This is a genomic window from Peptoniphilus sp. BV3C26, from assembly GCF_000478985.1.
Classification (GTDB): Bacteria; Bacillota; Clostridia; order Tissierellales; family Peptoniphilaceae; genus Peptoniphilus_B; species Peptoniphilus_B koenoeneniae.
The window spans coordinates 12,458-35,787 of the sequence record NZ_AWXB01000008.1 but is presented as its reverse complement, the minus strand read 5'-3'; the positions used below and the strand labels follow the sequence as shown (position 1 = coordinate 35,787).

The following is a 23,330-nucleotide window of genomic DNA, read 5'->3' as shown; positions in this document are numbered from 1 at the left end:
AACTTTCTTATCCACGATTATTTCTTTGCCAAGTCCATTGATAAGGTAAGAAACGGCGGTGTTATCGCCTTTATTACATCTTCAGGAACAATGGATAAAAAGACGAAAGTGTAAGACGCTATCTTGCAGCAAGAGCCGAATTTTTAGGAGCAATCAGACTTCCAAATGATACCTTTAAGGGTGTTGCCGGCACAGAAGTAACTTCGGATATTATCTTCCTAAAGAAAAGAGATAGCGTATTAGAGCGCGATGAAGATTGGATACACCTTGCAGAAGATGAAAATGGACTTTCATATAACAAATACTTTATTGATCATCCTGAACAAGTGCTTGGCACAATGCGTGAGGTAAGCGGAAGATTTGGAAAGACACTCACTTGTGAACCGATAGCTTTTTTAGGGCAAGAGAACAATATGGCTTCGTTAAAGGAGCGTATCGAGATTGCAGGAGAAAGAATTTCAAAAGATGCCAAGTATGAAGAAGTAGAGCTACTTGATGATGAGATCACTTCTATCCCTGCAACTGATGATGTAAAGAACTTTTCTTATACCTTAATTGATGATGAAGTCTATTACAGAGAAAATTCACTCTTTATCAAAAAGGAAGTATCAGATAAAAACAAAGAAAAAATCAAGGATTATCTTGAGCTGAATGCTGTTTTAAAAGATGTAATTTACAAGCAGAAAGAAGATTTTAGCGAGGAAGAAATCAAGGCTTCACAGGAAAAACTAAATGAAGTATATGATAACTTTTCAAAGAAGCATGGCTTTGTAAATAACCTAAGTAATACCAGAGCCTTAAAAGAGGATAGCAACTTCCCGCTTGTTTCTTCCATTGAAATCCTTGATGAAGAAGAAAACTTTAAGGCAAAGGGAGATATTTTCTCCAAGCGAACAATCACAAAGGCGAAGGTTATCGACCATGTAGACACTTCCCTTGAAGCTCTTGTTTTATCGGTATCTGAAAAAGGCTATGTGGACTTTGACTATATGGGAAGTCTTACAGGAAAAGACAGAACGACCTTAATTGAGGAGCTTCGAGGGGAAATCTATCTAAATATCAGAGAAGAGCAAAACTTTTACAGACCGCTTTCCTTTAATTTAGAGGATGGCGATTTACCTTTTGCTTGTGCAAATGGCAGCAATTCCTATAAGTATGGCTATGTAACAAAAGATGAATATTTAAGTGGGAATATCAGGGACAAGATTGCCATTGTAGATAGCTACTTATCAAAGCTCAGACAAACGGAAAGAGAGCTGCCTCATCTTGGCTATGAAAAAAATGGAAAAGAAAAAGAGCTGATAAGCTATGAAATGAACCGTTTGGAATATCAAAAATCAGAGCTTACCAAAGTTCTTCCAAAGGAGCTTGAAGCAAGTGAAATCAATGTGCGTCTTGGTGCAACTTGGATACCGATTAAAGACATTGAGAAATTCATCTTTGAAACGCTTAAAACTCCGGGTTATGCAAGATGGGATATTAAGGTTAAGTTTTCAAGCCTTACAAGCGAATGGAATGTAGAAGGAAAAAGCAGGGACAGAGGAAATGACCTTGCTGAAATGACCTTTGGAACATCAAGGGTAAATGCCTATAAGCTGATTGAAGATGCCTTAAACCTTAAAGAAACAAAGGTATTTGACCAGATTGTAAATCCAGACGGCTCTAAAACTTCTGTCTTAAATAAAAAAGAAACCATGCTTGCAGGACAAAAGCAGGAGTTATTAAAAGAAGAATTTAAGAACTGGATATTTAACGATCAGGAAAGAAGAAGCCGTCTTGTAAAGCTGTATAATGAGCGTTTTAACTCTATCCGTAACAGAGAATATGACGGAAGCAATCTTTCCTTTGAGGGAATGAATACGGAGATTGACTTAAGACCTCATCAAAGAAATGCCATAGCAAGAAGTCTTTATGGAGGAAACACCTTGCTTGCCCATGTAGTAGGCAGTGGAAAGACCTTTGAAATGGTAGCTTCTGCAATGGAGAGTAAAAGGCTTGGAATGTGCAGTAAGTCCTTGTTTGTTGTACCAAATCACTTAACAGGACAAATCGGTCGTGAGTTTATGCAGCTATATCCGTCGGCTAACATTATGGTGGCAGATAAGAAAGATTTTGAGCCGAAAAACAGAAAGAGATTTATAGGCAAGATTGCTACAGGGGAATACGATGCGGTTGTTATCGGACATACGCAGTTTGAAAAAATTCCTATGAGTAAGGAATATCAGGAAAAGCATATTCAAGATCAGATTGATGAAATCGTAAACTATGTTGAGGAATACAAGCATGACAGAAATCAGAACTTTACTGTGAAACAGCTCGAAAAGACAAAGAAAAAACTGGAAACAAGGCTTGAGAAACTAAACGATGATTTTAAGAAAGATGATGTCATTACCTTTGAGGAATTAGGAGTGGATAAGCTCTTTGTTGACGAGGCACATGGCTTTAAGAACCTTTATCTCTATACCAAAATGAGAAATGTTGCAGGTATCGGACAGTCAGAAGCCTTTAAGTCCTCCGATATGTTTATGAAATGCCGCTACATGGATGAAATGACAGGCGGCAAAGGCGTGGTCTTTGCAACAGGAACACCTGTAAGTAATTCTATGACAGAGCTTTATACCATGCAGCGTTATCTTCAGTATGAAAGTCTAAAGAAAAACAACTTGGAGCATTTTGACTCTTGGGCTTCCACTTTTGGAGAAACGCAAAGCTCCTTTGAACTATCTCCTGAAGGTACAGGGTATAGGGTAAAAACGAGATTTTCAAAGTTCTATAACTTGCCTGAGCTTATGAGTATGTTTAAGGAAGTTGCAGACATTCAAACGGCGGATATGTTAAATCTTCCAACACCTGAAGCACACTATGAAGTTATTAAAACCTTGCCAAGTGAAGAACAAAAGGAAATCCTAAAGAGCCTTTCTAAAAGAGCAGATGATGTCAGAAATAGAGTTGTAGAGCCAGATGTTGATAATATGCTTAAGATTACCAATGACGGCAAGAAACTTGCCTTAGATCAGCGTTTAATCAATCCACTTCTTCCTGATAACCCTGATAGCAAGGTCAATGTATGCGTGAAAAATGTATTTGCTATTTGGGATAAGACAAAAGAAAATAGGTCAACACAGCTACTTTTCTCTGATATGTCCACTCCAAAAGGAGATGGAGAATTTAACATCTATGATGATATTAGAGAAAAACTTGTAGCTATGGGCATACCGAAAGAAGAAATTGCCTTTATCCACGAAGCTAATTCCGATAAGCAAAAGGACGAACTCTTTGCGAAAGTAAGAAAAGGAGAAATCCGTATCTTAATGGGTTCAACGCAGAAGATGGGAGCCGGAACGAATGTGCAAAATAAACTAATTGCTTTGCATGACCTCGATGTTCCTTGGCGTCCCGCTGACTTGGAACAAAGAGCAGGGAGAATTGTAAGACAAGGAAACGAAAATGAGAAAGTAAATATCTATCGTTATGTTACAGAGAATACCTTTGATGCGTACCTTTGGCAGACGATAGAGAATAAGCAGAAATTTATTTCTCAGATTATGACTTCAAAGACTCCTGTTCGTGTGGCGGAAGATGTGGACGAAAGCTCCCTTAACTATGCAGAGATTAAAGCCCTTGCCACTGGCGATCCTAAGATTAAAGAAAAGATGGATTTGGACAACGAGGTTACAAAACTTAAAATGCTTGAAGCAAACTATAAGTCCAATCGTTACAGATTAGAGGATAAAGTGTCGAAAAACTATCCTGAAGAAATCGCAAGAACGGAAAAGCTCATTGAAGCTGTAAAAAAAGATATATCCAATGTAGAGCCAAAAGCGGAAGGTGAGGAAAAGTTTACTTCTATTACTATTGCAGGAGAAAAGATTACCGATAAGAAATTAGCCGGAGAAAGACTGATTGAAGCTATAAAGACCGTAAAATTAAATGAAAGCAAGGTTATAGGTAAGTATAGGAATATGGATTTAGAGGTAAGTTACAACTTCTTCACTAATTCACATAACTTTAGCTTAAACGGTGCTGCAAAGCATTCGGGAGAGCTTGGAACAAGTGCGGACGGGAATATTACAAGACTGGATAACGCTCTTGAGAAAATGCCTGAGAAATTAAACAGGCTCGAAGAAAAACTTATCAGTACAAAAGAACAACTGGAAAATGCCAAAGAGGAATTAAAAAAGCCTTTTGAAAAAGCTGATGAGCTGAAAACTAAGATGTTAAGACTTGCAGAACTGAATAAGCTACTCGATATGGGAGAAGTGGAAGAAAAGAGAAATGACAATCCTCTTGTGGAAGATGTAAAGAGGGCGATTATTGACTTCTGCAACAGAGAGTATGAAGAAAACCACAGCTATGATGAGTTTGACACATTGTATCCTGATTTAAAACATATCGGTATCGCCTATACCAATACACCGGATGAAAGACATGGTATTCAGTATGAGCTTGATTTAGAAGCTAAAACATGGACACAGTATATTGATGATATGCCTATCAAAACAGAGAGCTTCGACTATGAAAACAAGGGAGAAAATGAAGCTCTAAGGAATATGAAAAATGAAATAGAAATGTCCTCTTTTAGCGATTTGGTTTATGTTGATTCCGAAGATTTAAGAGCAGCAACAGGACTTGATATTGATGATGAGGGTAACTTCTATGATCCGCTCTCTAAAGACCTCGATAATGATGGCATTCCTGATAGATATGACAATGACTTTAAGGACAGTGATTATTTTGAGTCAACCTATGATGTGGAGGACAATCTTCATTGCAAAGAAGAAACTGCACAAAAATCAGAGGATAAGCCATCTATTTTAGGACAGATAAGAGCTTATCAAAATGAAAGTAAAACAGAAGAAAAGCAAAAAACAAAAGAACAGGAATTTTTAAGATAAGGGGAGGGGAACCTCCCTTTTGCCATGAAAGGAGATAAAAACATGGATTACAAAACAATGAGAAATCAGATAGAAGATATGGTAAATGATAACCATAAGGACTTTGTAAAAGCGATTATAAGCATGGAAAAAGGTATCAATGATGAAAGTGCCTTAGATAAGCTCTATGACGCTTATATGGACAATGACAGCCTTAATTTGCTGCATGAGGAATTTGACTATATGATTGAGGATTTAAGAGAACAGGGACAGATAAAAGACCTGCCTTATGCTCAGGAAGAAAAGGATAATCTTATCAATATTGTTGGAAATATCGTTGGAGAGGTTGATGTAGTTGAAAGGGAAAATAAGAACGGAGAAGCCTTTAAGGTAGCGAATTTCTCCGTAGTATCTAAAGATGATGAAGGGAATAAGGTCTATCATAATTGCTCGGCATACGGAGAAAAAAGCGATATTCCAAAGGACTTTAAGCAGGGAGATTTTGTTAAGCTCTTTGGACAAATCAGAACCTCCATTGATGATAACGGCAAGGAGCATAGCAACATCAGGATACTTTCTTCAAAGCTGTTAAAGGCAAAGGAACAAATGAAAGGACAAGAAGAAAAGAAAGAATCTGTACTTGGGGCTATCAAAAAATATCAGGCTGAAGATAAGGAAAAGCCGAAAGAAAAGAAAGAAGTAAGCAAAGAAGCTGAGAGATAAATTTACGGTCGGTGTGGTCTTAGGACTGCACCGACTATTTTTTTATTGGTCTTGAATTGCCAAATCAAGGTAGAAAAAGAGGAGAGAAAAAATTATCTCTCAATCTCCTTGCCCATGTAAATTTCATAGTTCTTTCGTATTTGATAAAGCTCGTCCATAGTAGATTTTGAGGAAGAATACTCTTTCATGAGGATATTCTTTTTTTCTTGCAGTTTATCAAGTCTATCTAAAATATTCTTTGAATTTGGAAGTTTAGAATAGGAGCTTTTCAGCTTGGAAAGAGCAGTTTCATAGAGCGTGATTTGCGATTTGTATTCTTCAAAAAATGCCTTGTCCGATGGATTTGCCTTATATTCTTTGTAGTAGGCTCGATATTTTTTAACAGTATGAACTTGTTCCATAGTATCAGAAAGTAGCTGCATGTCCTTATCAATTTCTTTGATTTTATCTTGTAAACCTTGTCTTTCTTCAGCACTTTTTTTGATATATTCATCAAGCTGTTTAACGGAGTTAATGCCATGTTCTCTGATGAAAATAACTGATTCAGCCATTGTATTAAGGTTATGTTTTGTTGCCCAATATTCATAGCCTTTGCTCTCTTTCACTTTGGCATTGGTATTCATATTGATGACATTTCCTATTCGTTTTTTGACAGCAGGATCCTTAATAGCACTCCTTTCTGTAATACGCTCTTTTAATCTTTCTTCGGTATAATCTTCGCCAATCGTCTTAGACCTTGTAAATCTCTGCTTATCTTTTGGCTTAAAAGCTATATGTTTTCCATGCTTTATTTCATAACCAAGTTCCGCCATTTTCTTTAGAAATTCTTCCCAATCTTTAGACTGTTTTATCAAACGATCAATGTCAAATTGAAGCCTGCTTTTCCAAGAATTACCTTTCTTAGATTGCTCATTTTCATACCATGACTTACCATTTGTTTTGTACTTTCTCTTATAGCTCTCGTAGAACTCATCAATCACAGAAAGGTTATTATCCTTGCATAGCTTATCGCTTTGATACCTGATTTGGTGGTAACTTCTCTTGTTGGACTGATAGCATTTGCCCGTTACCATATTTACATTATTAAATATGACGTGATTATGAATATGCCCTTTATCTATATGGGTAGATAAGACAAATTCGTACTCATCCTTTAATATCTTTTTACATAGTTCAAGACCGATTTGATGTGCCATTTCAGGACTTGCTTCTCCGGGTAAAAAGGATTGAATGAGGTGTCTTGCAAGAACAGTTCCGTTTGTTCCTGCATCATTTCGTGTTCTTAAAAATTGAGTATGAGCAGTTTCCTGATGGCATTTATGAGTGCTTACTAAGATTTGCTCATCTGTTTTTTCTCCATTAACAATATATGAAATGGCAAGATTAAGGGTTGATTTTATAGGATGTATTTTTGTAATAGCCATAAAATTTAATCACCTCCTGAAGTCCTGTTAAGCAGCAGGGAATGAATTTGCCACAACTCTTTTGAGAAATGTTCAATCTGCTTTTTCATATCGTTTATATCATCTTTGTAGATTATGCCGGTCGAATTTACACGCTTTGCAATCTGATTTATGTTGTTTGTAGCGTTGGAAAGCAAGCCCTGTAAATCTCTAAACGGCTCTAAATCCACTTGATATATTTCCTTTTCTAAAACGCATTTGCGAATAAAAAGGCTCATATTTCTACACTTAGCAAGTTTTCTTTTCTCCTCAAAAAGAGCCTTTTCTTCTTCGGTTAATTTAATTTCAAGTCTTTCATTTCGTATTCTATTTGCCATAGGTAAATCCTCCTTTGAATGTATTTCGGGGTCTTAGGGTACACCCTAACAAGTTAAAAATTGATAAAAAAAGAAGCAGATCCCAGAGGGCTGCTTCATCAATTTTTTCGTAAGTGTCCGTACACTTACTGTGCTTGCTACAAAAGAATGAATTAGATAGCAAGCGTTAAGCAAGTTTTCAAATTTGTTATATAATTATAACATAAAAGTCAATGTATGTGTATAAATATCTTGACTTTTAAACATAACAAGTGTTATAATATAACTAAGTTATATTTGAAGAAAGGAGGGCAAATCATGGCAAACGGAGATTATGAAGTAACTCATAATAGGATTCTTAATAGTGGTAAGAAAATTTTCAAAGAACAAGGATTTGAAAAGGCAAATTTAAGAGCTATTTGCAAAGAAGCAGGTGTTACTACTGGGGCGTTTTATGGTCATTTTGAGGATAAGGAAGCACTTTTTTCTGAGTTAGTTGAGCCGATTGTAAGCCAAATCCGAAAATACTATGCTATGTATGAGGATAAGAGTTTTGAGACATATAAAAAGGAAGTTCCACTTGGGAAAGAAACCATTTATAAAATTTTAGACTTTAAAGCACATGGCGCTGTTAAGATGGTCTTGTATTTTTTTGAAAATAAAGATGCATTTGAGTTATTAGTGTTTGGTTCTTATGGAACAAAATACAGTAATTTTTTAGATGAACTCGTGGAAATAGAAGATAAAAATCACATCAAAATATTAAGCATGATTTATGGTGAAGATGGTGTCGGTAGTGTAATAACCGATATGGGAATTCACTTAATTAACCATGCATATTATTATGCTTTATCTGAAGTTGCTGTTCATTCTAAAAGCAGAGAAGAAGTAGAATTAAATGCCAAACTAATTTCAAAATTCTTTAATGAAGGATGGGGCAAAATAAGAGGTTTGTAAAATGGAAAATTTTTTTGCATCAAATATAACTTAGTTATATTAAAGATTTAATTTTATACAAATTGACAACATGCTGCTTTATAAGCAGATAAAAAATATTATATGTATTCAAGGAGGAGAAAAATGAATTTAAAAGGTATTGTAAAAATAGCAGTATTTTCTGTTATTGGATTTGTTCTTACGATGGGATTAGGATTTTTGACAGGTTCTTTTGGAATGATTCCGAGTTTGTATTTATCATCGGCACTTGCAACAATTATTGCCGCACCAGTTTTTGTAATAATGTGTAAACAAGTCGCACAAAGAGGAACAGCATTCTTATATTTCTTATTACTCGGCGTGTTCTATGCTCTTATGGGAATGTGGCCCGTAATAGTAGTTTGTGCAATTGCAGGAATATTAGCAGAGCTTGTGATTGGTAAAAAGGAAAATTACTCAGACAAAAATATGAGAGTAGGACTTGGTTTTGGTGCTGGTATGTTTATATATTCGCTTCATGCGATGTATTTCACATTCGTATTTGGAGTCGAAGGTCTTACAAAACAATTCCCTAAGATGTTTACAACAGACTATGCAACATTTCTTTATAATTTTTACACCCCTAAAAACATTGCAATTTGCGTAGTGATCGCAATCGTTGCATCAATTATTGGTGCTAATTTTGGAACATATATTTACAACAAATTCTTTAGCAACAGGAAGAAAAAAAGTGTTTTGTAAAGGTGAAAAAAACTATATAGAAGGGTACCAACTATTAGATAAAATCAACCCACTTACTATAGTTGGGTTGATTTTACTATTTTCAGTTATTCTAACTGTTGGAGAGCAATCACAATATTTATTTTCCCTTATTTTTGTCTTAGGACTATTATTCTTATTTTCTATAAGAAAGGCATTTAGAACGATATGTTCATTGCTTATAGTATGGGGGCTTATTTATTTGCTGAAACCCCACTTAGGAAATGTTTTGGTTGGTTCTATATATACAATGCTACTTATAGTGTTGAAATTTGCTCCACTTTTCATTTTGGGAAAAGTGCTGTCTTCGTATAGTTCTTCGCATCTAATTGCTGCATTTAGAAAAATTGGTATTGATGGTGGAATAGGTATAGGAATCACAGTATTCTTTCGTTTTATTCCGGAAATTTCTATTAGGATGAAGGAAATAAACAATGGCATGAAAATTAGAGGATTTAAAGCAAGTATTTTCAAACCAATTAAAACATTTGAATTATATTTTGTTCCTCTTATGTATAAGTGCATAGATATAAGCGATACCTTAACTTGTTCAATCATATCAAAAGGCATTGAATATGATGGCAAAAAAACAAGTTTTCATGATGTAAAATTTACTTTTATCGATATTGTAATGTTAATGATTGGAATAATTTTGGTTTTGGTGAGTGTATGGAAAATATCTTAGGAGCAAATATACGCAAATTTTCATACGGCGAGGACTTAGTACTAAAAGACTTAAAACTGTCTGTAAAAAAAGGAGAGATAGTTGTATTAACAGGTCTTTCAGGATGTGGGAAAACAACATTTTTAAGACTTCTAAATGGACTCATTCCATATTTTTACGAAGGAAATTTAGAAGGTAATATTGAGCTTTTGGGAAAAGAAATATCTTCGTATCAGAAAGGTGAACTTGCAAAATATATAGGAAATGTATTTCAAAATCCCAAGGATCAGTTCTTTTGCGATGTGGTTGAAGATGAAGTTGCTTTGGTAGGAGAAAATCTTGGGTTAGATGAGAACTTATTAAAAGAAAAGGTAGATAAAGCATTAAATTTATTGGAGATAGGTCATCTAAGAAAAAAATCTATCTTTGAATTGTCTGGTGGAGAAAGACAAAAGGTGGCGATAGCAGGAACACTTATTTATGATACAGACATTATCTTTTTCGACGAACCTTCAAGTAGCCTTGATTATGACAGTATAAGGAAATTTGAAAACATACTTGTTAAGTTAAAAGCGATTGGCAAGACAATTGTAATAGCTGAACATAGATTGTATTACCTTAAAAATATTTTTGATCGTCTTGTCTATATGAAAGATGGAACGGTAGAAAATATTTTTAAAAAAGGTGAACTCGATAACCGGAAGTGTAAAGAACTGGAATTAAGAACATTAAATGAAAAAGAACTTGTGTCGGAAAAAGAGCCATTAAAAACCAGAAGCTATATAAAAGTCGACAATGCAAATATTCACCAAGGGAAAAGAACTTTGATAAAAGATTTGACTTTTGACATTAAAGAAAAAGAAATCATGGGAATTATCGGTTCTAATGGAATTGGGAAAACAACATTAGCAAATTCTTTGTGTGGGCTTTCCGAAAAAAGATTAGATGTGAATTATGGAAAGAACAAGAAGGAACGATTGAAAAATTCTTATTTAGTTTTGCAAGATGTTGATGCTCAGATTTTTTTAGACACTGTGGAAAATGAGCTGATATTTTGTAAAGAAAAGAATACGGAAAGTGATTTGGAAGAAATACGAGATTACTTAAAGCAAACAAATTTGTGGCATAAGAAAGTAAGCCACCCACAAAAATTGTCTGGTGGTCAAAAACAAAGACTTGCGATTATTACTTCGTTTTTATCCAATCGAAAATTGATAGTTTTAGATGAACCGACCTCTGGACTTGATTACAGAAGTATGAGTATTATATCTGATTTAATTACAGAAAAATCAGAGGAAGTTCCATTTATCATTATTACGCATGACTTGGAACTACTATTCAAAACTTGCCATTCTGTTTTAATGATTGGCAGAGAAAATTATAAAAAAATATCTGTAAAAGGAAATGAACAAGTGATTATGGATTTTATGGATAATAAAAAATCTTTGATTAAGGAGGAGAATGATGTTAAATAAGGTTTTTGAGTATGCTGGTTCGCATAAGAAAACAATACATTTAGCGAGTTTTATTATGCTATTAAGTGTCATTATGGGAGTTGTGCCATTTCTATTTGCTTATCAGATTATAAATCCTTTGATTTTAGGACAAAATTTGGAATTCAAAAGGTTAGTTATTTTGCTTGCCGGTATTTTGATATGTTTGGTTTTGCAAGCATTATTAGGTGGTTTGGGTCTTAATATGTCCCATAAGGCAGCATATAACACATTATTTGGACTTAGAACATCTCTACAAAAAAAGATGGAGAATCTTCCCTTAGGAGCTATTGAAGAAAAGGGAACAGGTGCTATTAAAAAGATGTTTGTAGATGATATTGGTAGTTTGGAAGTTCTTTTGGCACACTCATTGCCTGAAGGAATTGCCAATTTAATTGTGCCTGTAATGGTATATATTGCAATGTTTTTCGTTGACTGGAGACTGGCACTTATGTCTTTGGCATCCATTCCACTAAGCATTGTCGCTATGATGATTATGTATTCCGCAGGAATGAAAAAAATGGGACCATATTATATGGCGAGTGGAAAAATGAATAATACCATTATTGAATATGTGAATGGTATGGAAGTAGTAAAAGTGTTTAACAAGCAAGCGGAATCATATCAAAGATTTTCTAAAGATGTTGGAGATTATAGAGATTATGCACTCGCTTGGTATAAGACTGCATGGCCATGGATGGCATTGTATAGTGCCTTGCTCCCATGCACGATTATATTAACATTGCCGCTTGGCGGTTACTTTGCTTACATGGGCTATGTTAGTCTTTCTGATTTGATATTGGTTTTATGCCTATCTTTGAGTATTGGCTTACCACTCTTAAAGGCTTTGGGATTTTTACCAACGATGCCACAGCTTAATTATAAAATATCTGCATTGGAAGATGCTTTAAATATAGAACCATTAAAACAAGGTGAAAACAAGTTTAAAGGTATAGATCAAACTATTTCCTATGACAATGTTACATTTGGTTATCAACTAAGCAAGATGGGAGAGAATGGACAACCTGAAACATACATTAAAAATGTGATTCATAATGTGAGCTTTACAGCAAAAGTTGGAGAAAAGACAGCCATTGTTGGAGAATCAGGCTCAGGTAAAAGCACCTTAGCGAAACTCTTAATTCATTACTATGATGTTTTAGAGGGAAGCATTAGTATTGGAGGACAAAATTTACAGGATATGAGTCTTAAGGCACTGAATAAAGAGATTTCTTATGTGTCTCAAGACCAATATTTATTTAATACTTCACTCTTAGAAAATATTCGTATCGGAAATTTGTCAGCTACGGATGAAGAAGTGATAGAAGCTGCAAAGAAAGCTCAGTGTATGGAATTTTTAGATAAGCTCCCAAATGGTATTTACTCTTTGGCTGGCGAGGCAGGAAAGATGTTATCAGGTGGAGAGAGACAAAGAATATCCCTTGCAAGAGCTATCTTAAAAAATGCACCGATTGTTGTACTTGATGAAGCTACTGCCTATGCAGATCCTGAAAATGAAGAAAAGATGGAAGCTGCGATTGCTGAACTTGTAAAAGGTAAAACATTGATTGTAATTGCTCATAAACTTCCGGCAATTGTAGATGCAGACCAAATATTGGTAATGAATCATGGCCGTTTAGTTGCAAATGGAAAACATAAGGACTTGTTAGAATCATCAGCAGACTACCGTAAATTATGGGATGCGACAATATTTAGTAAGGAATGGAAAATTGATAGAAAGGCAGGTGAAATGAATGTTTGAGCTAATATCAAGAATTTTAAACTTGTCAGGAAAGTATAAAAATAGAATTAAAGGGGCATTTGTTTTTGCCTTTGTTGAATCCATATTAAGTAAAATGCCTATATTTATTGCATTTACCGTTTTGATAGGATTTTATGAAAAAACGAATACCTCCAAAACTTTTCTATATGTAGGAATAGGACTTGTTTTAGTGGTTTTATTACAAGCGGTGGTTCATTTCTTAAGCGATAAATTGCAAAGTGCAGCCGGCTTTCTGATTTTTGCAGACAAAAGGATGGAGCTTGGAAATCACCTTAGAAAACTTCCTATGGGATATTTCACATCAGGAAATTTAGGAAAAATCAATTCTGTTTTAAGTTCAGATATGGCATTCATTGAGGAAGTATCCATGAGTACCATAGCTAATATGATGAGTTATGTGCTTTCAACCGTTGTGCTTACTATATTCATGTTTGTTTTGGACTACAGAATTGGATTGATTGCGGTGTTTGTAATATTGGTTGCAACACTGATTGCAAACGGCATGAATAAGATGTCTTTATCTGAAGCTGTTATCAGGCAAGAGCAAGGAGAGAAGCTAACAGATTCAGTTTTGTCATTTGCAGAAGGAATTAGTGTAATCAAAAGCTATAACCTTTTAGGCGACAATTCAAAGGCTCTTACAGATAGCTTTGCTTCATCAAGAGACACTTCTATAAAGTTTGAAAAGAAGATGACACCTTGGACAAGCGGATTGAACATCATTTATGGTATCGGAATTACATTTATTTTGGCACTTGCTTTGTATCTTCATTTACAAGGAATGTTGAAACTTCCTTATGTGTTAGGACTGATACTATTTGTATTTGACTTATTCAGTCCATTAAAAACTCTTTATGGAGAAGCAAGCAGGCTAACAGTTATGAATGCTGCTTTAGATCGTATTGAAGAAGTATTAAATGAAACAGAACTACAGGATACAGGTAAAAAACATATCTTAAAGGCTAAGTTTGGTGAGCCGGAAATTAGTTTTAATCATGTGAAATTTTCTTATGGAGAAAAAGAGGTTTTGCATGATATGAATTTTGAAATGAAAAAGAATACAATGACAGCTTTAGTTGGACAATCTGGTGGAGGAAAATCTACAGTAGCCAACCTTTTAGCGAGATTTTGGGATGTAGACTCCGGTGAAATTTTGATTAGAGGAGTGAATATAAAGGATGTTTCACTATCTGAATTGATGTCGGAAATTAGTATGGTTTTCCAGAGAGTTTATTTATTCCAAGATACGATTTTTAATAATATTGCCATGGGGAAAGAAAATGCGACGAAAGAAGAAGTTATAGAAGCCGCAAAAAAAGCAAGATGTTATGACTTTATTATGGCACTTCCTGATGGATTTGACACAATGATTGGAGAAGGAGGAGCAACTCTATCCGGTGGTGAAAAACAAAGAATTTCTATTGCTCGCTGCATATTAAAAGATGCTCCTATTGTAATTCTTGACGAGGCAACAGCAAGTGTTGATGTGGACAATGAAAGCTATATACAGGAAGCAATCAGTGAATTGGTAAAAAACAAGACATTGCTTGTGATTGCCCATAGATTAGGCACAATCAAAGAGGCTGATAATATTATTGTAATAAAAGATGGGAATATTGCAGAACAAGGAAATCACAGTGATTTAATGACTTTAGATGGAATCTATAAAAATATGGTACAACTGCAAGAAAAAAATAAAGGACTAAAAATTATATAAAAATTGGTCTAAGAGAGGAGAAGACGATGAAACAAGATATGAAAGAACAATTATTAACAAAAAGACCAATAGACTTGTTATTTCAATTATCTATACCGGCTGTTATCGGAATGATTGTTATCGGCTTATATCCGTTAATGGATGGAATATTTGCTGGAAAAATCATAGGGCAAACAGCAATGACTGCCTGCGGCGTTGCAATGCCACTTACCTTTTTTAACAGCGGTGTTTCAACTTTACTTGGTGTAGGTTCTGCATCTGTACTTTCAAGAGCAATCGGTAAAGGAGATCAAAAAACTGTAGATAAAATAATGGGCAACCTAATCTATTGGGTGATTTTCTTCTCTGTAATTATTACAGTTGGAGGAATACTTCTTGCTCCACATTTCTTGTCTATGGTTGGAGCAACAGGTGAAATCAAAGCCTATGGCATTAGATACCTTAGAGTGATCTTTATAGGCTCTTTGTTTGTAAACTTCACACAGTCCGCAAACATGGTTATGCGTGGTGAAGGACTGATGAAAAAAGCTATGACGATTATGGGACTTGGGGCATTACTGAATATTATTCTTGACCCTATCTTAATGACTGTTATGGGTGAATATGCGATTGAAGGTGCTGCCCTTGCAACCATCACAGCACAATTTGTTCAGGCAGTGGCAACACTACATTATTTCTTGAAAAAGAGTAAAGTTGTTAAAATCCATAAGATAAAGTCTAATCCGGAGATAAAAAAAGAAATGTTTGGGGTAGGATCATCAGCTATGATGATGCAGCTTTTATTTATGATACAACAAACTATGCTTTATAAAATGGCATTTAAGTATGGCGGAGATACCAATGGAATTTTGATGGCGGCATCACTTCGTGTATATGCCTTTTCATTTATTCCTCTTTGGGGAATGAGTCAAGGCTTGCAACCTGTTGTTGGAACAAACTTTGGGGCAAAACAGTATGACAGAGTAAGAGAAGCTATGAAGGTCTTTTCTATTGGCGGTTTAGTTCTTGCAGGAATCTTTTGGGTTCCATCCCTATTGCTGTCAAGTCAGATACTTTCGCTATTTGGTGTAGAAGCAAACATCATTGCACAAGGGGTTGGAAATTTTAGATTGTTCTATTCCGTCTTTATCTTGTATGGAGTAATGGTTATGACTGTTACTTTCTTCCAATCAATCGGAAATGGAAAGAAGGCAGGAATTATTGTCATGCTTAGACAACTCTTCCTGTTTGTCCCTGCCATGATTTTATTACCAATGGCATTTGGAGTAAAAGCAGTTTGGTTTACGCAGCCACTTGTTGATTTCATTATGATTGTTGTTGGAATCTTCATGATGCTTGGAGAACTAAATAAGATGAGCAAAGAAAAAGTACAAGCATAAAATTTCTTATTATGTGCGTGAATACCTGAAATAGCAGAAAGGCTTAATTTATGAGGAATAGTTAGCTATAAAATGGAGGGATAGAAATGGAAAAGTCTATATATTTATTTGAAAGAATAAACCACAATAAAAATAGTCCTTTTTCCTATAAGCTTTATAGCTGTTTATCTTTCCATATGCTTGTCTAAACAATTAAATATAATTAAAGGAAGAACAAGTTTCTTTCGTTTTAGAGGACTTCTTATGCCAAGATGCAGGAGTCCTCCTTTTTTTGCCTGAAAACGCAGACAAAAAAAGAATGGAGGAAACATTATGGCAAGAGAATATTACCTTTATGTCAGAGGAGAAAAGGTAAAAGTCAGTGAGCAGATATACAAAGTCTACTGGCGAGAAAGAGAACACGAGAAGTATTTAGAGCAGGTGGACAGAAAAAACCACTTGCTCTTTTTTTCATCATTGGATCATGATGGACATTTTATAGATAACATCGCTGATGAAAGCGTTGATGTAGAAAAGATTGTTGAAACACAGATGATGATTGAAACAGTCAGAAATGCTATATCAAGGCTCAATGCTGAAGAAAGGGATATTATTGAACGTTTGTATTTCAATGATGAAACGGTTCGTTCAGTGGCAAAAATCAAAAGTATTACACATCCGGCTTTAATCAAAAGAAGAAACAAAATACTTGAAAAGTTAAAAAAATTCATCGAAGAACTTTAGAACTTCGGTAACCAAAGGGGTCAAATTTTCCTTATGTAAAGTGAAGGGGAGTTTGACCTCCTTTACTTTATTCAATAAGAGAGAAGCCTGCTTATGGCAAATAGGAAAATGTAAAGAAAATAATCCCTTTCAAATATTGATCTTTGACAACTGAATAGACCAAGGTAGGACTTTATCTACTTGTGGAGAATTATGACTTACGCCATGATCTTTCTGCTGAAAGCAATTTCGGTTCTATGAATACTGGGTTAGCCAAGGATACAAGAAAGTGAGCGATAAATAAGAATACATAAAAAACAGAGGTGGCAATCTGTTCGGTGATACAAGTAGTGATAATGATACTTCAATAGTTTAAGCCGGCTCGTCTTAATAAGGGGCGGAGGTGAGATTCCTATGTTGCTGCCAAGCACCTACCAATGTCATAAAACTTAGTAAGAGAAATTATATTTGATTATAGAAAATTTAAAGCGGAGGAGGTGTGTTAGTGGATAATGACTGGAATGGATTGGCTGATTTAATTGCGAATCTGATTACAAAGTACGCTGGAGTTTTAGATTTAGATAATCTTCCAAATCCAACTCCAGTAAAAAATATAGAAGATAAAAATAAATTTGACATAGCAAAAACACAGATTGAGAAAAAGTAATAAAAGTGCTATAATATACTTGATATATAAGTCCAAACCATAATTGGTAAAAATATAAAAATATAAAGATATAGAAAAGGATATTGAGGTTAATGCTATGTCAAAAGAAAAAATAAAAGTATACCTCTATACAAGAGTATCTACATCAATACAGATAGACGGTTATTCTTTAGAGGCACAAAAATCAAGAATGAAGGCTTTTGCTCTCTATAACGATTATGAGATTGTTGGTGAATATGAAGATGCGGGTAAGTCTGGAAAATCTATAGAAGGCAGAGTCCAGTTTACTCGTATGATGGAAGATATAAAATCCGGAAAGGATGGAGTGTCTTTTGTTCTTGTATTTAAATTATCGAGATTTGCAAGAAATGCTGCTGATGTACTTTCGACTTTGCAAATAATGCAAGATTTTGGTGTGAATCTTATTTGTGTTGAAGATGGAATTGATTCATCTAAAGATGCAGGTAAATTGATGATTTCTGTTTTATCAGCAGTGGCTGAAATAGAAAGAGAAAATATTCGTGTCCAAACAATGGAAGGTCGTATTCAAAAGGCAAGAGAGGGTAAATGGAATGGTGGATTTGCTCCGTATGGCTATCAACTGATTGATGGAAAGTTGTTAATAAATGAAGAAGAAGCAATTGCAATAAGAACTATATTTGATCAGTATGTAAACACAAGTATTGGAGCTAATGGTCTTTCTAAGTATTTAGAAAACCATGGTATAAGAAAAATACCAAGACAAAATGGAAAAAATCCATTGTTTGACGCAGGTCTTATAAGAAAAATATTAAAGAATCCTGTGTATAACGGGAAAATAGCATTTGGAAGAAGAACTTTAGAAAAAGTTCATGGTACAAGGAATGAATACAGACAAGTAGAGCAGGACGATTATTTAGTAGCAGAAGGCATTCATGAAGCAATAATCCCAGATGAATTGTGGCAGGCTGCACAAGTTAAGCTGAAAGCACAAGCTAAAAAGTATGAACATGTAAATAAGGGTAAGAACATGAGGACACACTTATTATCAGGAATAGTAAAGTGTCCGATATGTGGTGCTGGAATGTTTGGAAATAAATCCATAAAATATAAAAAAGATGGGACGAAGTATAAAGACTTCTATTACTATGGTTGTAAGCATAGACTTATGAATAGAGGACATAAATGCACCTATAACAAACAAATTAGAGAAGAATTGTTAGATGATGCTGTCGCTGAGGTAATAATCAAGTTAGTTAGCAATCCTAAATTTGCATCTATGATGCAGGAAAAAATCAACATGAAGGTTGATACATCAGCGATTGAAAATGAGATAGATAATTATCAAAAAGAGCTAAGGAAAAGTCATTCCACAAAATTTAAGCTCATTGAGGAAATAGATAATTTAGATGTTGATGATAAGCACTACAAACGAAGGAAACAAGATTTAGATGATAGACTTTATCGTATGTACGATAAAATTGACGAATTAGAATCATTGTTAATTGATGCAAAAGCAAAGAAACAAACTATTGAAGCTGAAAAACTTACTGGCGATAATATATATAAGGTTTTGATTTATTTTGACAAACTTTATAAAGTCATGAACGATGTTGAACGCAGGCAGCTAATAGAAGCACTCATTTCTGAAATTCAAATTTATGAAGAGAAACAGCCTAATGGACAATGGTTAAAATCCATTACTTTTAAGCTACCTATCATTGATGAGGATCTAAATATAAGTTTGGACAATGATGAACAAGTTGAGACTATAGCGTTGATACAAAAGATGTAAATATAGAAATCCTGCATTTTAAGCAGTTTTATAAGCATTTTGTCTTCGATAAAGATGAAGAAGGATACGTCAAAAAGACCCAAAAAAACTACATGGATGTAAGAGTAGTTTTACAACTGGTATGAGGAGACACAAGGAAAAATAAAATAAGATAAAACCCATTTTATACTTTCTACAAGAGTAGCTTAAAAGGCTGCTCTTTTTTTACTAAAAAGTAGGTACATATAAATTTTAAATATTACTAATAATACAAAATCTGATCTCTGAAATCAGAAGTCCAGACTTCCGAAAATCGGAATTCAAGAACTCCGAATAACAGATTTCTAGAAATCCGAAAATCGGAGAGTAACTATAATAATATTAGTAATATTGAGTTAAGAAAGAATAATTTTAGAAAGGGAGTAAGGATTCGTTACATCCTTTTCAAAATATGAAACATTCACAAGCCGACTTTACATATTCGCTTTTATAACATATAATAAAAGCGTAAACGAGAGGAGGCGGACTATGAATACACTTAAAGAATATATCCAAGAAAATTTAGTAATCACCAACAAAGAAGCAGAAGAACTTGGATATACTAGGCATAATCTATCAGAATTAACAAAAATCGGACAATTAGAAAGATTAAGACCAGGTCTATATCAATTAAAAGGAAAAGTAATAGACGATTTTGTTTTAATATCATCAAATAGTAATCGAATTATATTTTCACATCAAACAGCCCTCTATCTCCACGACCTATCAGATAGAACTCCAAATGTATTTCATATATCTGTGCCCCAAGGCTATAATGCAAGCCATATCAAAAAAAGATATGAGGATCTACAAGTTCACTATGTAAAAAAAGACTTATACGAACTAGGAAAGACAGAAATAAAATCACCACAAGGCAACCTTATTCCAGTTTACGATATAGATCGAACAATTTGCGATATCATAATAGACAGAGAAAAAATAGATAAGCAAATTTTTACAGAAGCCATAAAAAGATACTTTAAATCACAAAATAAAAATCTAAGACGACTCATAAAATACAGTAGATTATTTAAAATAGAAAATGAAATTAGAAAATACATGGAGGTATTATCGTGATTAATATCGAGAGTATAAAGGGCAAGATAAGAAGCATGGCAGAGAAGAAAAATCTAAAGTCACAAGAAGTTCTGCAAATATATTTCTTCGAAAGATTTTTAGAAAGGCTATCCAAATCAAATTACAAAAATAATTTTGTAATAAAAGGAGGATTCCTAATATCTTCCTTAATTGGAATTGAAAATAGAACAACTATGGATATGGACACAACCATAAAAGGCATACCCCTAAAAGAAGAAAAAATAAAAGAAATCGTAAATGAAATTATAAATATAGATGTCGATGATGGAATAAGATTTGAAATAAAAGACATTAGTTATATTAGGGAAGAGGACGAGTACGAGAACTTTAGAATATCACTAATAGCAAATGTTGGAAAGACCAAAAACCCGATGAAACTAGACCTAACAACAGGAGATGCAATAACGCCAAGGGAAATAGAATATACTTATCCCTGTATCTTTAGCCAAGAAGATATAAAAATAATGGCATATCCATTAGAAACAATTCTCGCAGAAAAATATGAAACCATAATCAGAAGAAATATAACAACAACACGAATGAGAGACTTTTACGACCTATACACCCTCTACAAATTAAAAAAAGATGAGATAGATTATAAAATTTTAAAAGAAGCAATAGAAAGAACTTCCGACAAAAGAGGAAGTCAGGAGATAATGAAAGACTATGAGGAAATAATCGAGGACATAAAAGAAGATTCATACCAAAGATCCTTGTGGGAAGTATATCTCAGTGAAAATAAGTATATTGGAGATCTGACCTTTGATAAGGTTGTTGATGTAGTGATAACTATTTCAAATAGGGTTAGTGAGATGTAATATTCCAGACACTGTCTGGAAATTTATAGACAAAAAAATATTAGGTAAAAGAGAAGTGGAATTATTTTACTTCTTTTTTATTTTGCATTAAAGGATTTAAAATTAAATAAATTTTATGCCAATTGCTTAGCCTTGTAGATGAGACAAGAGATTTATATAGCTTAAAGACAAGAGAATTTAATAAAATCTTTTGACTTGTAAAAAAACAAAAATTGATAACAAAGTAAAAGAACATAAGCATGTTCGTATTTTGTTTTCTAAACTTTTAAAATCAAAAGAACAAGTAAAGAGTCAAGATAAAGATTAAAAGACCATATTAGAGCAAATAAAAAGCTTTAAGACAGATGAAAAAACTAAGTAAATTAAGAAATATTATAGCGAATGTACAGAGAGATAAAATCGGCCGTCTTTAGGCTGCACTGATTTTTTATTTAATAAAACTATGATATAATATATGAAGGAAAAATTCAATTATATGAATATTAAGGATGATATTATGAAAATAAACTATAATGGATTATGGAAACTTTTGATAGATAAAAATATGAACAAAAAAGATTTGCAGGAGAAGGTTGGTATTGCTCCAGCGACGATAGCAAAGATGGGAAAAGGCGAATTTGTTAGTATGGAAATTTTATACAGAATATGTATTTCTCTAGATACTGATTTTGGGGAACTAATTTCTATTGCGGAGGAGAATAATTGAACAATATAATTAAGAAAAAAGAATTGATTGAAATTGTTGAACAGGCATTGTATAGTGATGAATTAGCGATTTTTGCTGGCGCAGGACTTTCTATAAATGCTGGATACTATAATTGGGAAAAGTTATTAGAAAAACCTGCAAAGGAGTTGGAATTAGATATATCAAAAGAAAAGCATGATTTGATTTCTTTGGCTCAATTTTATTGTAATAAAAAGAAAAGAAGTGCTATTAATGAACTTTTATCAGCTTCATTTCCTTCTAATAAAAAACCTACGGAAAACCATAATATATTATCACAGCTTCCAATTTCTACATATTGGACAACAAATTTTGATACGTTAATTGAAGACGCCTTGAAAGAAAATAATAAAAATGTTTCTGTCAGAAAGGATGATAAGGATTTACAGCTTTCATATAAAAATTATGATGCAGTTGTATATAAAATGCATGGAGATATTCAAAGTCCATCTGATGCAGTAATAACTAGAGATGATTACGAAGAATATGGAATTAATAGTAGAAAATTATTTAGAGATGTTTTAGAAGGAACATTGCTGACAAAGACTTTTTTATTTTTAGGATTCAGTTTTAGTGATCCTAATTTTAATTTTGTACTTAGTAAAATGAGAGTTTTGCTGGAAGATGATAACAGACCACATTATTATATATTAAAAAAAATTGCTGAACCTAATAGGAACAAGTTTGAAGACGAAAAAGAATATAAAAAAGCAATGGACGAATACAAATATGATTTAATTAAACAAAGCCTACAGATTGCTGATTTAGACAGATATGGAATAAAAATATGCTTAATTGATAGTTATGAAGAAATCACGGAGATATTAAAAATCATATTAAATAGGTATAAAAGAAAAACTGTGTTTATTTCTGGAAGTGCAGAAACTTATACTCCATTAGATGCACAAGAAGCTAAGGAGTTTATCAGGAAACTATCTTTTGAACTTGTTAAGAACGGATATAAAGTTGTTAATGGATATGGATTAGGTGTGGGGACTTATGTAATAAATGGAATCACTGAATATTGTTATGATCACAGGGACATTAAAATTGAAGATAGCTTAAAACTGATGCCTTTCCCATTAAGTGCAATAAATAGTGAGCAACTTAGGACAACTTGGGAAAAATATAGAGATGAAATGATTTCTCAATGTGGTATAGCAATTTATATGTTTGGTAATAAACAAAAGGATGGAGAAATTATTAAAGCTGATGGTGTAAAACAAGAATTTAATATTGCTGAATCATATCAATTAGTGAATATACCATTAGCATTTACTGGGTTTATATCTCAGGAATTATATTCTGAAAATAGTGATATGGTTAAAAATATTTTAAATGATGAAGAAATTCAGTATATTACTAAATTTTGTGATATAGACACTAATGTTGATGCAATAATTAAAATAATAAATAGACTTAACAGTAAGGAGGAATGTTAA

17 protein-coding genes and 2 pseudogenes are annotated in these 23,330 nt (G+C 33.6%); 17 read left to right on the top strand and 2 right to left on the bottom strand.

The annotated features are described in order from the left end of the window. A pseudogene (locus HMPREF1253_RS01330) lies at positions 1-4,895 on the top strand (helicase-related protein); the annotation flags it as partial. A gap of 42 nt (positions 4,896-4,937) precedes the next feature. Further along, positions 4,938-5,597, top strand: a complete 660-nt coding sequence (locus HMPREF1253_RS01325; RefSeq protein WP_000384988.1) for a hypothetical protein — start codon at positions 4,938-4,940, stop codon at positions 5,595-5,597. 92 nt (positions 5,598-5,689) lie between these two features. On the opposite strand, the gene HMPREF1253_RS01320 is transcribed toward HMPREF1253_RS01325, so the two are convergent. Beyond that, the gene (locus HMPREF1253_RS01320) at positions 5,690-7,021 is read right to left on the bottom strand and encodes a relaxase/mobilization nuclease domain-containing protein (protein WP_023054934.1); all 1,332 of its coding nucleotides are present in this window, start codon (positions 7,019-7,021) and stop codon (positions 5,690-5,692) included. A gap of 5 nt (positions 7,022-7,026) precedes the next feature. Next, on the bottom strand, positions 7,027-7,377 hold the full coding sequence (gene mobC, locus HMPREF1253_RS01315) for a plasmid mobilization relaxosome protein MobC (protein ID WP_007895148.1): 351 nt from the start codon (positions 7,375-7,377) through the stop codon (positions 7,027-7,029). Between the two features lie 297 nt (positions 7,378-7,674). Between mobC and HMPREF1253_RS01310 the strand changes: the two genes are divergently transcribed. From HMPREF1253_RS01310 to HMPREF1253_RS01245, 15 genes and pseudogenes are all read left to right on the top strand, one after another. Continuing rightward, positions 7,675-8,313: a TetR/AcrR family transcriptional regulator gene (locus HMPREF1253_RS01310; protein ID WP_001273433.1), complete on the top strand. Its 639-nt coding sequence runs from the start codon at positions 7,675-7,677 to the stop codon at positions 8,311-8,313. A 123-nt stretch (positions 8,314-8,436) separates the two neighbouring features. Continuing rightward, a complete protein-coding gene (locus HMPREF1253_RS01305) occupies positions 8,437-9,033 on the top strand; it encodes an MptD family putative ECF transporter S component (RefSeq protein WP_001049471.1) in 597 nt (198 codons plus the stop codon). Further along, the gene (locus tag HMPREF1253_RS01300) at positions 9,023-9,736 is read left to right on the top strand and encodes an energy-coupling factor transporter transmembrane protein EcfT (RefSeq protein WP_000458693.1); all 714 of its coding nucleotides are present in this window, start codon (positions 9,023-9,025) and stop codon (positions 9,734-9,736) included. Before HMPREF1253_RS01305 ends, HMPREF1253_RS01300 begins: the two co-directional genes overlap by 11 nt. Continuing rightward, a complete protein-coding gene (locus HMPREF1253_RS01295) occupies positions 9,721-11,190 on the top strand; it encodes an ABC transporter ATP-binding protein (protein ID WP_019116057.1) in 1,470 nt (489 codons plus the stop codon). The genes HMPREF1253_RS01300 and HMPREF1253_RS01295 overlap by 16 nt, the downstream gene beginning before the upstream one ends. After that, on the top strand, positions 11,180-12,970 hold the full coding sequence (locus tag HMPREF1253_RS01290; RefSeq protein ID WP_000933065.1) for an ABC transporter ATP-binding protein: 1,791 nt from the start codon (positions 11,180-11,182) through the stop codon (positions 12,968-12,970). The genes HMPREF1253_RS01295 and HMPREF1253_RS01290 overlap by 11 nt, the downstream gene beginning before the upstream one ends. Beyond that, on the top strand, positions 12,963-14,708 hold the full coding sequence (locus HMPREF1253_RS01285; protein ID WP_023054949.1) for an ABC transporter ATP-binding protein: 1,746 nt from the start codon (positions 12,963-12,965) through the stop codon (positions 14,706-14,708). Before HMPREF1253_RS01290 ends, HMPREF1253_RS01285 begins: the two co-directional genes overlap by 8 nt. A 26-nt stretch (positions 14,709-14,734) precedes the next feature. After that, positions 14,735-16,087, top strand: coding sequence for an MATE family efflux transporter (locus HMPREF1253_RS01280; protein ID WP_023054955.1), 1,353 nt, complete (start codon positions 14,735-14,737; stop codon positions 16,085-16,087). Positions 16,088-16,399: 312 nt separating this feature from the next. Continuing rightward, complete coding sequence (locus HMPREF1253_RS01275) at positions 16,400-16,810, top strand: sigma-70 family RNA polymerase sigma factor (RefSeq protein ID WP_023054951.1); 411 nt, start codon at positions 16,400-16,402, stop codon at positions 16,808-16,810. 484 nt (positions 16,811-17,294) lie between these two features. Then, entirely contained in the window at positions 17,295-17,456 is a 162-nt protein-coding gene (locus HMPREF1253_RS10220) for a hypothetical protein (RefSeq protein ID WP_000368177.1), read from the top strand. A 97-nt stretch (positions 17,457-17,553) separates the two neighbouring features. Further along, the gene (locus HMPREF1253_RS01265) at positions 17,554-19,230 is read left to right on the top strand and encodes a recombinase family protein (RefSeq protein WP_023054956.1); all 1,677 of its coding nucleotides are present in this window, start codon (positions 17,554-17,556) and stop codon (positions 19,228-19,230) included. Between the two features lie 507 nt (positions 19,231-19,737). Beyond that, on the top strand, positions 19,738-20,325 hold the full coding sequence (locus tag HMPREF1253_RS01260) for a type IV toxin-antitoxin system AbiEi family antitoxin domain-containing protein (RefSeq protein WP_023054946.1): 588 nt from the start codon (positions 19,738-19,740) through the stop codon (positions 20,323-20,325). Next, the gene (locus HMPREF1253_RS01255; protein ID WP_023054947.1) at positions 20,322-21,164 is read left to right on the top strand and encodes a nucleotidyl transferase AbiEii/AbiGii toxin family protein; all 843 of its coding nucleotides are present in this window, start codon (positions 20,322-20,324) and stop codon (positions 21,162-21,164) included. Before HMPREF1253_RS01260 ends, HMPREF1253_RS01255 begins: the two co-directional genes overlap by 4 nt. Positions 21,165-21,239: 75 nt before the next feature. Then, positions 21,240-21,525: pseudogene (locus tag HMPREF1253_RS10335) on the top strand (DNA-binding protein); the annotation flags it as partial. A 135-nt stretch (positions 21,526-21,660) separates the two neighbouring features. Continuing rightward, entirely contained in the window at positions 21,661-21,870 is a 210-nt protein-coding gene (locus tag HMPREF1253_RS01250) for a helix-turn-helix transcriptional regulator (RefSeq protein ID WP_036739084.1), read from the top strand. Next, positions 21,867-23,330, top strand: a complete 1,464-nt coding sequence (locus HMPREF1253_RS01245) for an SIR2 family protein (RefSeq protein WP_023054953.1) — start codon at positions 21,867-21,869, stop codon at positions 23,328-23,330. The genes HMPREF1253_RS01250 and HMPREF1253_RS01245 overlap by 4 nt, the downstream gene beginning before the upstream one ends.

Coding starts and splice junctions, on each gene's coding strand:
- HMPREF1253_RS01250 (WP_036739084.1), top strand. CDS start 21,661: ATGAAAATAAACTATAATGGATTATGGAAACTTTTGATAGATAAAAAT.
- HMPREF1253_RS01310 (WP_001273433.1), top strand. CDS start 7,675: ATGGCAAACGGAGATTATGAAGTAACTCATAATAGGATTCTTAATAGT.
- HMPREF1253_RS01265 (WP_023054956.1), top strand. CDS start 17,554: ATGTCAAAAGAAAAAATAAAAGTATACCTCTATACAAGAGTATCTACA.
- HMPREF1253_RS01295 (WP_019116057.1), top strand. CDS start 9,721: ATGGAAAATATCTTAGGAGCAAATATACGCAAATTTTCATACGGCGAG.
- HMPREF1253_RS01320 (WP_023054934.1), bottom strand. CDS start 7,021: ATGGCTATTACAAAAATACATCCTATAAAATCAACCCTTAATCTTGCC.
- mobC (WP_007895148.1), bottom strand. CDS start 7,377: ATGGCAAATAGAATACGAAATGAAAGACTTGAAATTAAATTAACCGAA.
- HMPREF1253_RS01275 (WP_023054951.1), top strand. CDS start 16,400: ATGGCAAGAGAATATTACCTTTATGTCAGAGGAGAAAAGGTAAAAGTC.
- HMPREF1253_RS01260 (WP_023054946.1), top strand. CDS start 19,738: ATGAATACACTTAAAGAATATATCCAAGAAAATTTAGTAATCACCAAC.
- HMPREF1253_RS01285 (WP_023054949.1), top strand. CDS start 12,963: ATGTTTGAGCTAATATCAAGAATTTTAAACTTGTCAGGAAAGTATAAA.
- HMPREF1253_RS01280 (WP_023054955.1), top strand. CDS start 14,735: ATGAAACAAGATATGAAAGAACAATTATTAACAAAAAGACCAATAGAC.
- HMPREF1253_RS01290 (WP_000933065.1), top strand. CDS start 11,180: ATGTTAAATAAGGTTTTTGAGTATGCTGGTTCGCATAAGAAAACAATA.
- HMPREF1253_RS01305 (WP_001049471.1), top strand. CDS start 8,437: ATGAATTTAAAAGGTATTGTAAAAATAGCAGTATTTTCTGTTATTGGA.
- HMPREF1253_RS01325 (WP_000384988.1), top strand. CDS start 4,938: ATGGATTACAAAACAATGAGAAATCAGATAGAAGATATGGTAAATGAT.